The organism is Pseudomonas sputi (assembly GCF_021603585.1).
Lineage (GTDB): Bacteria > Pseudomonadota > Gammaproteobacteria > Pseudomonadales > Pseudomonadaceae > Aquipseudomonas > Aquipseudomonas sputi.
The window spans coordinates 144,281-156,335 of the sequence record NZ_BQHI01000013.1; the positions used below are offsets into that span (position 1 = coordinate 144,281).

11 protein-coding genes are annotated in these 12,055 nt (G+C 63.3%); 2 read left to right on the top strand and 9 right to left on the bottom strand.

Annotated elements, in window-relative coordinates; translation table 11 throughout:
* Positions 1 to 64: 64 nt before the first annotated feature.
* From L6D81_RS18795 to L6D81_RS18810, 4 genes are all read right to left on the bottom strand, one after another.
* Entirely contained in the window at positions 65 to 346 is a 282-nt protein-coding gene (locus L6D81_RS18795; protein WP_039773012.1) for a type II toxin-antitoxin system RelE family toxin, read from the bottom strand.
* A complete protein-coding gene (locus L6D81_RS18800) occupies positions 336 to 581 on the bottom strand; it encodes a type II toxin-antitoxin system Phd/YefM family antitoxin (protein ID WP_039773014.1) in 246 nt (81 codons plus the stop codon). Before L6D81_RS18800 ends, L6D81_RS18795 begins: the two co-directional genes overlap by 11 nt.
* Positions 582 to 676: 95 nt before the next feature.
* A complete protein-coding gene (locus tag L6D81_RS18805) occupies positions 677 to 919 on the bottom strand; it encodes a DUF2789 domain-containing protein (protein ID WP_085608554.1) in 243 nt (80 codons plus the stop codon).
* A gap of 126 nt (positions 920 to 1,045) precedes the next feature.
* Positions 1,046 to 1,507 (bottom strand): aminoacyl-tRNA deacylase, encoded by a 462-nt coding sequence (locus L6D81_RS18810; protein ID WP_007957669.1) that lies wholly within the window; start codon positions 1,505 to 1,507, stop codon positions 1,046 to 1,048.
* Between the two features lie 197 nt (positions 1,508 to 1,704).
* Between L6D81_RS18810 and L6D81_RS18815 the strand changes: the two genes are divergently transcribed.
* Together L6D81_RS18815 and L6D81_RS18820 are read left to right on the top strand one after the other, a co-directional pair.
* Entirely contained in the window at positions 1,705 to 2,232 is a 528-nt protein-coding gene (locus tag L6D81_RS18815; protein WP_236181417.1) for an NfeD family protein, read from the top strand.
* A gap of 2 nt (positions 2,233 to 2,234) precedes the next feature.
* Positions 2,235 to 2,993: a slipin family protein gene (locus L6D81_RS18820; RefSeq protein ID WP_236181418.1), complete on the top strand. Its 759-nt coding sequence runs from the start codon at positions 2,235 to 2,237 to the stop codon at positions 2,991 to 2,993.
* Here L6D81_RS18820 and L6D81_RS18825 read toward each other — a convergent pair.
* The 5 genes from L6D81_RS18825 to L6D81_RS18845 all read right to left on the bottom strand — a co-directional run.
* Positions 2,959 to 3,933 carry a sulfotransferase gene (locus L6D81_RS18825; RefSeq protein ID WP_236181419.1) on the bottom strand — a complete coding sequence of 325 codons (975 nt, stop codon included), beginning with the start codon at positions 3,931 to 3,933 and terminating at the stop codon, positions 2,959 to 2,961. The two genes, L6D81_RS18820 and L6D81_RS18825, sit on opposite strands and share 35 nt — an antisense overlap.
* The gene (locus L6D81_RS18830) at positions 3,921 to 4,706 is read right to left on the bottom strand and encodes an aspartyl/asparaginyl beta-hydroxylase domain-containing protein (protein ID WP_236181420.1); all 786 of its coding nucleotides are present in this window, start codon (positions 4,704 to 4,706) and stop codon (positions 3,921 to 3,923) included. Before L6D81_RS18830 ends, L6D81_RS18825 begins: the two co-directional genes overlap by 13 nt.
* On the bottom strand, positions 4,703 to 5,308 hold the full coding sequence (gene cysC, locus L6D81_RS18835; RefSeq protein ID WP_236181421.1) for an adenylyl-sulfate kinase: 606 nt from the start codon (positions 5,306 to 5,308) through the stop codon (positions 4,703 to 4,705). The genes L6D81_RS18830 and cysC overlap by 4 nt, the downstream gene beginning before the upstream one ends.
* Positions 5,292 to 6,806 carry a TolC family protein gene (locus tag L6D81_RS18840; protein ID WP_236181422.1) on the bottom strand — a complete coding sequence of 505 codons (1,515 nt, stop codon included), beginning with the start codon at positions 6,804 to 6,806 and terminating at the stop codon, positions 5,292 to 5,294. Before L6D81_RS18840 ends, cysC begins: the two co-directional genes overlap by 17 nt.
* Positions 6,807 to 6,852: 46 nt before the next feature.
* Positions 6,853 to 12,055, bottom strand: a 5,203-nt coding sequence (locus tag L6D81_RS18845; protein WP_236181423.1) for a beta strand repeat-containing protein, incomplete at its 5' end; no start/stop codon positions are given.

Genomic DNA, 12,055 nt, shown 5'->3' on the forward strand with positions numbered 1-12,055 from the left:
TCAATATCGCATTGGTGGGGAAATTCAGTCAAGTTTTGAAACAAATTGGGTTGCGTGCTTCAGCTCAGCGTCTTTTCGCGTTTTCGTAGACGTCGCTTCGCTCGCGCTTACCCACGGCGACTACCGAGACAACCACCCGCTCTTCGATCACTTGGTAAACCAGTCGATAACCTGACGCTTTGAGTTTGATCTTGTAGCAATCAGGCATGCCGTGGAGGGAGTCAGCCGGAATACGGGGACGCTCAAGACGCTCAGCCAGCTTCTTTTTGAATTGATCACGCAGCGTATGACCCAGTTTGTTCCACTCTTTGTGAGCGGAAGGCAGAAATTCGAGCTTATAGGTCATCCAGGCTTACCGGTATGGGAGTCTCGTGACTGCGAGAACGAACGATTTCTGCCAACTCGAGATCATCGAGCCGCTCCATCATGGCTTCGTAAACGTCAGCCGGCACCATGTAGCCCATGACCCGGTTGTGATTCAGGACAGCAACTGCTCCTCCGTGCGCGCCGTTTAGCACTGCGGAGGGGTTTTTCTTCAGTTCAGAAACACTGACAGCCATATCGGCCAGAACACTTTGCATAATAAAAGACCTCAATTGAGGTCGTAATTCTGGTCTAAGGAAGCATTACTGGCAACCGGGTGAGGTGATTCAGCTTACGAACGGCACGCTGATAATTACCCCCGCCCCTTCCTCAACATCACATCCAACTGATCCACCACCTCCGCCCAATCCGCATCATCGAGAATCTCGTCCCGCAGGAAATCCGCCTGGCTCTTGGTCCAGAAAAACGCGTCGCACAGGTGCAGTTCCGGTTTGAGCGGGGAATGGGTGGCGATGAACTGGTCGATGCTGACCGGGTCGTTGTCCAGGCCGAGTTGCTTGAACAGGGACGGCAGGCTGTGCGTCGGGTTTTCCATTGCTCTGCTCCTTCGAAAATTCAGTGGATGCACGAATTTAGCGAGCAAACTCGCTCCCACAGACTCAGCGTAGAACCTGTGGAAACGGGCCTGCCCGCGATTGGCGTCCTCACCAACGCCACAAACCTACTGACTCAACTCCCGCACCTGCGCATGCGGCACCATTTTCAGGAACTCGGGCATGCTCATGTGCAGCAGGTTGTTGTGGTTGCCGGCTTCCAGGTAGATGTCCTTCTGCCGGGTCAGCAGCGGGTCGATGACCATGTCCAGGCCGTAGGAATCGCCCAGTGGCGGCACGGCGCCGCGTTCGCAGTCGTCGAAAATGTGCGCCAGATTGCTTTCGCGAGTGATTTGCCATTCGCCGCTGCTGCGCACCTTGCTCAAGTCCAGGTGGCGGCTGGCGGGCAGCACCGCCATCAGGTAGTGCCCGTGACGGTCGTCCAGGATCACCGACTTGGCCACCCGTTCTGCGGCAATCCCGGAGACCCGCGCCGTTTCCAGGCTGCTGGACGAGTGCGGGTGGGTGACGATGTCATATTCGCATTGCGCCCGGTTGAGGCTGCTCTGCACTTTTTTGGCCATACGCATGATGCACCTCGGTGCCCGCCGACGCTGCGCGGCGGACGGTAATGAAACGCTGTGGCTACCCTTGAAAGTCTAGTCCCGTCGGCCGCGCACACCGGGAAATCCGCCCACTGGCGAGGCAGGGAGATTGATCAAAATTCATCCAGTCACAGCCTCAACTAGACTGTAAGAACAATCCCCTGACTCTCACGGAGGGTCATGTGAACATCCGTTGCTGTGCGCTTGCCCTGTTGCTGCTGAGTGGATCGGCGGTTGCGGCAGACAATCCGTTTACCGCCGTCAGCCCGGTCGGTCTGTGGCTGATCACCCTGGGCATCGCGTTTCTGATCGCCGAAGCCGCGCTGCCCAACTACGGGGTGATCGGTCTGGGCGGCATCGTGATGTTTGTGATCGGCGCATTGATCCTGAGCAATGCCGAACTGCCGGTGCCGATGATGATCGGCCTCGGGCTGGTCAGCGCCCTGTTGCTGATCGCGCTGCTGATCCGCGCCCTGAAAACCCGACCGCGCCACCCGGTCAGCGGCGATGCCGGCCTGCTCGGCAGTGTGACGGCGGTGACGGTGGTGCAACCGGAAGACAGCCGCAACGGCTGGGTGCAATTGCAGGGAGAACGCTGGCAGGTGCTGAGCGCCACGCCGCTGCACACCGGGCAACCGGTGCGGGTGGTCGGGCGCAAGGGCCTGTTGCTGCAAGTGGCCGCGACTGACGCGGCACCGCTCGGAGAGTGATCATGGGTCTGCAAATCGGTTTTGTCGCGCTGCTGCTGTTGCTGATCGCTCTGGCCGGCTCGACGTTTCGCATCCTGCGCGAATACGAACGCGGCGTGGTGTTTCAGCTCGGACGCTTCTGGCAGGTCAAGGGACCGGGGCTGATCCTGTTGATTCCGGTGGTGCAGCAAATGGTCCGGGTCGATCTGCGCACCATCGTCCTCGACGTGCCGCCGCAAGACGTGATCACCCGCGACAACGTCTCGGTGAAGGTCAACGCGGTGCTGTACTTCCGCGTGCTCGACCCGCAGAAAGCGATCATCCAGGTCGAAGATTTCCTCACAGCCACCAGCCAACTGGCCCAGACCACCCTGCGCGCGGTGCTCGGCAAACATGAACTGGACGAACTGCTGGCCGAGCGCGAACGCCTGAACATCGACATCCAGCAAGTGCTCGACGCCCAGACCGATGCCTGGGGGGTCAAGGTCGCCAACGTCGAAATCAAGCACGTCGATCTCAACGAGTCGATGGTGCGCGCCATCGCCAGGCAGGCCGAAGCCGAGCGTGAACGACGAGCCAAGGTGATCCACGCCGAAGGCGAATTGCAGGCCTCGGAAAAACTCATGCAGGCCGCCGAAATGCTTGGTCGCCAGCCCGGCGCCATGCAACTGCGCTACATGCAGACCTTGAGTTCGATTGCCGGCGACAAGAGCTCGACCATCGTCTTTCCGTTGCCGATCGAACTGCTCAAGGGGATGGCGGATCTGTCGGCGAAATCGTGAGTGTGCGCAAGCTTTCCAGCGCGGCATAAGGCGCGAGGGCGTAATGCTCGATCCGTGACTGCAACAACGCGGATGCTTCGCGGCGCTTGTGTTCGCCATCGACGACAAAGGGTTGTGATGGCTGTTTCGCATGTTGCGCCGTCGCCGCCAGCGCCTGCTCACACTGCGCAGCACTCAGTCCGAAAAACCGCGCCAGCCGCCCGCTCATCGCCTCGGGCAATTCGCTGTAATTGAGCGCCAACCCGGCAGACTCACGACAATGCACCCACCCGGCCTCCAGCAGACGCCCGAGCCGTCGGGCGATGAAATCCTCACGCCCCTCGAACGGTAAATCATCGTCCAGCACACACTCGCCGAGCGCACCCGGCACCATGTGCAGGCCAGGCCGGCGCAGGTGCGAGACGGCGATTTCCAGCGGATCGCGGTAGACAAACAGCCACGGTGTATCGGGAAAACATTCGTGCAGCAACGGCCATTCGCCGATGTTCCAGGCGTCGAGCTTGATCACCAGGCGCTGCTCCGCGCCGCGCCGACGCTGACCGTACGCCGAGAGCAATCCGACGATGGCCGCGCGGCGTTCTTCGTCCGGCAGATCGCTGCGCAGCAAGGCATCAAGGGGCGGTGGCTCCGAGACCACGATGTAATCGTCGAGCCGGGCGAGCATCTGGCTGATCAGCGTCGAACCGCAACGCGAGGCGTGCAGGATAAAAGCGCTCGGCGGCAGTCCCGGGCTGAGCGTTTGCCAATCCGTCAGTACCGACAAGGGTGTTTGCCGCCGGAACGCCTGATTGAACGGCAAGCGCAACGCGTCTTCGACGGCCTCACGAAAAAACGGCTGATGCAGCGGCGTGTCGCCAAACCAGCACCAATCGACCTGCCATTGCCCGGCGGTTTTCCAGACGCGGATCGGCAACCAGCCGTCGAAATTCACAGGCGCCATTGTTCGTTCCATGACCGACGGCCGTTGCGCATCGCCGCCAGCAGGTCTTCCCGGGAAAAATGCAGGCCGCGTTCAGCGGCCAGCGCCAGCGTCTGGTCGATGAAGGCTTCAGGGTCGTGCGATGCCTGCAACGTTGCGGACACGACTGGATCCGTGACGAGCAACCGTTGAAAGCGCTGCAGCGCCGTGTCCGCGCCATCAGGCAGCGGAGTGCTCGGCAAACCGTCAACGATCATTTGCTCCAGCCAGGGTGTTGGGCGGCAATCGAGCACCAGATGAACCCGTGCCGTGCGGTCGCGATTGTCGACCCGATGCGGTCGGGCGAGATCGAAATACCAGCACTCTCCAGCCTTCATTGGCATCCGCTGGCCGTCGAGCCAGAAGTCCACGGCGGGCGGACTGAGCAGCGGAATGTGCAGGCGCAAATCGGCGTCCGCGCCCTCAAGGTCATAGTCGCGATGCTCATGGATCTGGCCGCCAGGCCCCAGTCGCAACAGCCTCGCACTGACGATTTCCAGCGGCAGATCCCGCAGGGCCTGCTGCCAGCGACAGTCATTGAGCCAAGAGGCGCGTCGCACGGGCTCAGCGCTGCCAGGGGACAGTTCGGTCAGCGCATCGGCGGCGGAAATCAGTGCTACGCCGCTCCAGTCGCCAGCGAAATAAGCGGTGTTGAAATGACCGCGCCAGGCAGCATCGTCAATCGCCGTCAGCGCCTGCAACAGCAACGGCAGGTCCACCGTCACCGGCAACCGCGAGAACGCCGGCCGGCTCATGCCTTGGGCAACACCGCGGTTTCGCCGAGCCAGGTCAGCAACCGGTCCAGACAGGCTTCGACCGGCAGCCTGCCGGTGTCGAGCACCAGCGAAGCCTGGGCCGGCGCCTCGTAAGGCGCCGACACGCCAGTGAAACCAGCCAGCTCACCGCGCCGCGCCCGGGCGTAATGCCCTTTCGGATCGCGCTGCTCGCACACCGCCAGCGCGGCGCTGCACCAGACCTCGCGATAGTCCTCGCCCAGACGGCGGGCGAACACCTCGCGCAGCTCCGCCAGCGGCGCGATCATCGCCAGAATCACGATCTGCCCGTTCTCCACCAGCAACGCCGCCAGCTCACTGGCGCGGCGGATGTTTTCCAGGCGGTCGGCATCGGTAAAACCCAGGTCGCGATTGAGCCCGACTCGCAAGCCATCGCCATCGAGCACCACACTTTGCAGACCGCGACTGAACAACTCGGCGTGCAATGCCTGGGCAAGGGTCGACTTGCCCGCCGCCGGCAAGCCGGTCAGCAGCATCGCCGTGCCGCGATGGCCGTTGCGGGCTTCGCGTTGCGCACGGCTGATGCTGGCGGTCGGCGCCAGCACGTCACGGCGCGGAGGCATGGGCCACCGGCAGCGAAATATCCCCCGAGGCCCATGCCGCTTCGCGGTTGGCCAGGGCGGTGGCGATCGACTGCACTTCAGTCGACTGGACCTGATCCGGCAGCGGATCGAGACCGGCGCTGGCGAAGATCTGGCCATAGGCATTGCGCAGATCGGCATAGGACAGGTCACGCCGCAGATCGGCCTGCAAGGTGTTGAGCTCGCCCTGGATCAGGTCCAGCTCACCAATGCCGTCGGCCTGACGACGGTTACGCAACTGACCGACGATTTGCCCGTCGATGTCCGACAGTTGCTGGTTGGTCTTGAACTGGCGCAGCGCCTCCTGATAGTTGGCATTGGCCACGTAGAGCTGCGCCAGCACCGCAATCGACATCGCCTGACGGCGTGCGGTGGCGACTTCTTCACCAGCCTTGGCCACGTCGATGGCCGCCGGGGCGGAGATCACGTTGAACAGGTTCCAGGTCACTTTGACGCCGTAGTCGGCCCAGCCCTGTTCGACCAGGAACGAGTTGCTGTCGTAGTGCCCGCCAGCGGAGAACTCCAGCCCCGGCAGCAGACGCAGCATGGCCTTGCGGGTTTCGGCGGCGCTGATCCGGGTCTGGTAATCCTGCTCGCGCAGTTCCGGACGGCTGGTCAAGGCTTCCTGTTCGAGTTTGCTCAGATCGACCTTGAGTTCCGGGATCTGATAACCGTCATCGGTGGCCAGGGTCAGGTTGGTGCCCAGCGGCAGGTTGATCAGGGTCGCCAGCTCGGTCTTCGCCAGCGACAGCGCCCGGCGCTGTTCTTCCAATTGCCGGGTCGCCTCGATCAGCGAACGCTGATAACCGAGCGACTGCACCGGATCGCCGATGCGCTGCTCGCTCATGCTTTCACTGTTGCGGCGGGCGGTGTCGACCCGCGCCATCAGGCTGTCGATCTGCTTGAGCAGGCGCTCGGCGGCCATCGCCCGCCAATAGGCCGAGCGAACGTCCTGAACGATGGTGTTGATCACCTTGCGCCGGCGCTCCTGCACGATCAGGCGCTGGTCGCCCTGCTGCTTGGCGCTGATGTAGCTGACGCCGAAATCGAGCACGTTCCAGACCATGGTCAGGTCGGCGACGTCGCGGTCGCGGTCCTGGGAGGTCGACGGTTCCAGAGACTGGGTGCCGGTGCGCACGCTCTGGCTGCTGGACGCGCTGACGTTGTTGCGCCCGACGTAGCCGGCGTCCAGCGCCATGCGCGGCAGCATGTCGAAACTGGCGAGGTCGAGCTGCCGCTTGGCCAGCGCTTCCTCCATGATTTTCAAGCGGCCTTCGAGGTTGTATTTCACCGCGCGGGCCATGGCCTGGTGCAGGGTCAGCGGACCGCTCAGCGGCTCCTGGCCCTTGTACATGTTTTGCAGATCGGCCCGGGCCCGTTGTTCGCTGACGCTGCGTTCGATCGGTTCACTGGTCACTGCACATCCGCTGATCGCCAGCGCCAGCAGGCTGGCGCCGAACAATTTCTGACTTTTCTTCATCCCTGGATCGCCCCTAGGTCCCGCATATATTGAGTTGTAATGTTGGTCAGGCCGGCATTTCGCTGATGCCGACCTGTTGCAGCGCCGCCGCCAGGTTGTCGACCCGGTGCTGCTCGCTGTCCTTGATCTGTTGCAGTTGCTGGCCCAGGGTCGGCGCACCGAACACACCGCGCAGGCCCTGGGAAATATCGCCGCCCTTGATCGACTGGCTGCCGAAGGCGTTCAGCGAATCGCGCTCGGCGCTGCTGTCCTGATTGAACAGGCCCGACAGCGTGCTGCTGCCGAACACCCCGCCATCGCCGCCGCCGAAACCGAGGAAGCCGTGGCCGGAACCGTCACCCAGGTTGTCGCTGCTGCTGAAGACCTGAGCAATGAAGCTCGGGCTCAGCGCACCACGATTGATGAAAATATCCCCCAGTGGACGGATGCCGTTGCCGATCACCCGCTGCTCGAACAACGGCGCGAAAGTCAGCGGTGAGCCAAGGTCGCCGGTGGGCGCGGTGAAGACGATCGGTTGCAGCGGAACGTTCGGCGGTGGTGGCGACACGACTGGATCGCTGCTGCGAAATTCCGGATCCGGTGTCACCACGATCAGCGGCGAAGTGGGCGTCACCGCCGGCACCGTGTTGATCACGTAGTTGCCGGAGCTGCTGACCCCGCTGCCGCTGTTGCCCGACAGATCGCTGACCCCGGCCGTGTTGAGGCTGATCGCATTATTGGCGCTGTTGACGTTGGCATTCGGCGTCAGCGTCGCGGTCCAGGTCTTGCCGCCGTCGCTGCTGCTCAGGTTGGACAGAGTGCCATTGGCCACGCTGAGGTCCGCCAGGTCGAAACCGCTGACCGCTTCGTTGAAGGTGATGGTCACCTGCGAAGTCTGACCGACGCCCAGGTTCGGATTGGCGATCACCACCGTGGCGGTCGGCCGTTCGCTGTCGAGGGCGTAGTTGTTCGACACCGCCACCGTGCTGCCGACGTTGCCCGCAAGGTCGGTGACGTTGCTGGTGTCCAGCGCAATGAAGTTGCTCGGGTCGGTGACATTCGCGGTCGGCGTGAAGGTCGCGGTCCAGGTCTTGCCGCCGTCGCTGCTGCTCAGGTTGCTCAGGTCACCGTTGGTCACGCTCAGGTCGGACAGGTCGAAATTGCTCACCGCCTCGCTGAAGGTGAAGGTCACTGTGGTGCTCTGGCCGATGCCCAGATTCGGATTGGCGACCACGATGTTCACCGTCGGCCGGGTCGCGTCGAGGATGTAGTTGTTGGAGATGGCGATGCTCGCCCCGAGGTTGCCGGCCAGGTCCTGGACACCGGCGGTGTCGATCAGGATCAGGTTGGTCGGATCGTTGACGTTGGCTGTCGGCGTGAAGGTTGCGGTCCAGGTCACGCCGCCGTCGCTGCTGGTCAGGTTCGACAACGAACCGTTGGCGACGCTGATGTCCCCCAGATCGAACCCGATCACCGCTTCGCTGAAGGTGAAGGTCACGGTGGTGGTTTCACCGATACCGAGGCGGTTATCGGCAACCACAATGGTGGCGGTTGGCAGCGCAGTGTCGATGGCAAAGTTGTTGGAATCGGTGGTGCCGATACCGCTGTTGCCTGAGACGTTGGTCACTCCGGCATTGTTCAGGCTGATCAGGTTGGTGGCGTCAGTGACATTGGCCGTCGGGGTGAAGGTCGCCGTCCAGGTCACACCGCCGTCGCTGCTGCTGACGTTGCTCAACGTACCGTTGGCGAGGGTCAGGTCACTGTTGTCGAACCCGCTGACCGCTTCGCTGAAAGTGATGGTCACCAGCGAGGTTTCCCCGGCCTTGAGTGCAGTGTCGGCCACTACGATGGTGGCGGTCGGCACCTGGGTCTGCACTTGGTAATTGGCCGAGCTGGTGGTGCCGGTGCCGGTGTTGCCGGCCAGGTCGGTGATGCCGGTGTTGTTCAGGACAATCAGGTTCGTGAGGTCGGTGACACCGATGTTCGGCGTGAAGGTGGCCGTCCAGGTGAGGCCGCCGTCGCTCGACGAGACATTGCTCAGAGTGCCGTTGGCGACGCTCAGGTCGGAGTTGTCGAAACCGGTCACCGCCTCGCTGAAGGTGATGGTCACCAGCGCGGTTTCGCCGGGGCGCAGTTCACTGTCGCTCATGACAATGGTCGCCGTCGGACGCAGGCTGTCGACCGCGTAGTTGTTCGAATCGGTGGTACCGCTGCCAGCGTTGCCCGCCAGGTCGGCGACGCCGGTGTTGTCGAGGGTGATCAGGTTGGTGGTGTCGGTGATGCCGGCAGCCGGGGTGAAAGTGGCCGTCCAGGTGATACCGCCATCGCTGCTGCTCACCGCGCTCAGCGTGCCGTTGGCGACGATCAGGTCGGCGTTGGTGAAACCGGTCACGGCTTCGCTGAAGGTGATGGTTACCAGACTGGTCTGGCCGACGCCGAGCGCGGTGTCGGCGACCACGATGGTGGCGGTCGGGCGCACCGTGTCGATCGAATAGTTATTCGAATCGGTGGTGCCGCTGCCGGCATTGCCGGACAGGTTCTGCACGCCAGTGTTGTCCAGCGTGATCAGGTTGGTGGCATCGGTGATGCTGCTGGTCGGCGTGAAGGTTGCCGTCCAGGTGATGCCGCCGTCGCTGCTGCTCACGGCGCTCAGCGTACCGTTGGCAATCGTCAGGTCGGCGTTGGTGAAACCGGTCACCGCCTCACTGAAGGTGATGGTCACCAGCGAGGTTTCGCCGATTTTCAGGCTGGAGTCCGCCACGATGATGGTCGCGGTCGGCACCAAGGTGTCGATCGTGTAGTTGTTGGAGTTGGTCGTGCCGCTGCCGACGTTGCCCGCCAGGTCGGCGATGCCGACATTGGCCAGCGTGATCAGGTTGCTCGCGTCGTTGACGCCCAGATTTGGCGTGAACGTTGCCGTCCAGGTGATGCCGCCGTCGCTGCTGCTCACGGCGGTCAGCGTACCGTTGGCAATCGTCAGGTCGGCGTTGGTGAAACCGGTCACCGCTTCGCTGAAGGTGATGGTCACCAGCGAGGTTTCGCCGGCAGTGAGGTTGCTGTCGGCCACCACAATGGTCGCGGTCGGACGCTGGGTGTCGATGGCGTAGTTGTTGGAATCGGTAGTGCCGCTGCCGGCGTTGCCCGCCAGGTCGGCGACGCCGGTGTTGTCCAGGGTAATCAGGTTGCTGGTGTCGTTGATACTGGCGCTCGGGGTGAACGTCGCCGTCCAGGTGATGCCGCCGTCACTGCTGCTGACCGCGCTCAACGTGCCGTTGGCGACCGTCAGATCGGCATTGGTGAAACCGCTGACCGCTTCGCTGAAAGTGATGGTCACCAACGACGTTTCACCGATCCGCAGGTTGTTGTCGGCCACCACGATGGTGGCGGTCGGGCGCACGGTATCGATGGCGTAGTTGTTGGAGTCGGTGGTGCCGCTGCCAACGTTGCCGTTCAGATCAGCGATGCCGGTGTTATTCAGCGTGATCAGGTTGGTCGCGTCGGTGATGCTGACGGTCGGCGTGAAGGTTGCCGTCCAGGTGATTCCGCCGTCGCTGCTGCTCACCGCCGTCAACGTGCCGTTGGCAATCGTCAGGTCGGCGTTGGTGAGACCGGTCACGGCCTCGCTAAAGGTGATGGTCACCAGCGAGGTTTCGCCGATCCGCAGACTGTTGTCGGCCACCACGATGGTCGCGGTCGGCCGCGCGGTGTCGATGGCGTAATTGTTGGAATTGGTGGTGCCACTGCCGGCATTGCCGGCCAGATCGACCACCCCGGTGTTGTCCAGGGTGACCAGGTTGGTGGTATCGGTGATGCTGCTGGTCGGCGTGAGCGTGGCGGTCCAGGTGATGCCGCCGTCGCTGCTGCTCAGACCGCTCAGGTTGCCGTTGGCCACCGTCAGGTCGGCGGTGGTGAAGCCGCTGACCGCTTCGCTGAAGGTAATGGTGACCAGCGAGGTTTCACCGGCCGCCAGATTGGTGTCGGCCACCACAATGGTCGCCGTCGGCCGCAGCGTATCGACCACATAATTGACCGAATCGGTGGTGCCGGTGCCGGCGTTACCGGCAAGGTCGGCGATACCGGTGTTGTCCAGGGTAATCAGGTTGGTGGTATCGGTGATGCTGGCGCTCGGGGTGAATGTTCCGGTCCAGGTGATGCCGCCGTCGCTGCTGCTCACCGCGCTCAGTGTGCCGTTGGCAATCGTCAGGTCGGCGTTGGTGAAACCGGTCACCGCTTCACTGAAGGTGAAAGTCACCAGCGACGTATCGCCGATCTTCAACGCCGTATCGGACATCACGATGGTCACGGTCGGCCGCGCGGTATCGATCGCGTAGTTGACGGAGCTGGTCGTACCGACACCCGCCACGCCGTCGTTGATCGCGGTCACCCCGGTGTTGTCGAGGGTGATCAGATTGGTGCTGTCGGTGATGTTGTTGGTCGGGGTGAAGGTTGCCGTCCAGGTCAGGCCGCCGTCGCTGCTGCTCACCGCGCTCAGTGTGCCGTTGGCAATCGTCAGGTCGGCGTTGGTGAAACCGGTCACCGCCCGGCTGAAGGTGATGGTCACCAGCGAGGTTTCGCCGATTTTCAGGGCCGTGTCGGCCATCACGATGGTCGCGGTCGGTGGCTCGACGTAGGCGGTGTTGAGCGTGCCGCCGTTGTTGAAGATCGTCGAGACCGCGGCCGGTGAAGTGCCGTTTGTGCCGCCGCCCAATGCCGTACCACCGGCACCGCTGCCGGCCGCATTGCCGCTGAGGGCCGCGAAGTTGGCCGCCGTGATCAGCACCGTGCCGCCCTGGTTCCAGATGGCGCCGACGCCGCGCCCGGCGATGCCGCCATTGGAAGCGTTGCTGCCCTGCCCGCCACCACCGCCGCCGCCGCCACCTGCACCGAGGTTGTTGCTGATGACCGAGGTGCCGACAATTTTCAGGGTGCCGGTCGAAGCGTTGTAAATGCCGCCGGCGGCATTACCGCCTGCGCCGCCAACCTTGTCCCAGCCTGCGCCGCCACCGCCGCCGCCAATGGAAATCGTGCCGTTGGTGGCCGTGCCGCCATCGCCGCCGTTGCTGTAGAAGGAAACGCCCAGGCCGCCGGCACCACCGGTGCTGCTACCCCCGCGCCCCCCCATGTGCGTGGCGTCGTAGCCGCCGCCGTAACCGCCGACTCCGCCGCTACCGGCCTGCCCACCGAGGGTGCCGGTGCCCGTTCCGGCCGTGCCGCCATGGCCACCGCCCTGACCGCCAATCCCGCCACCACCGCCCCCGCCACCGCCGTAG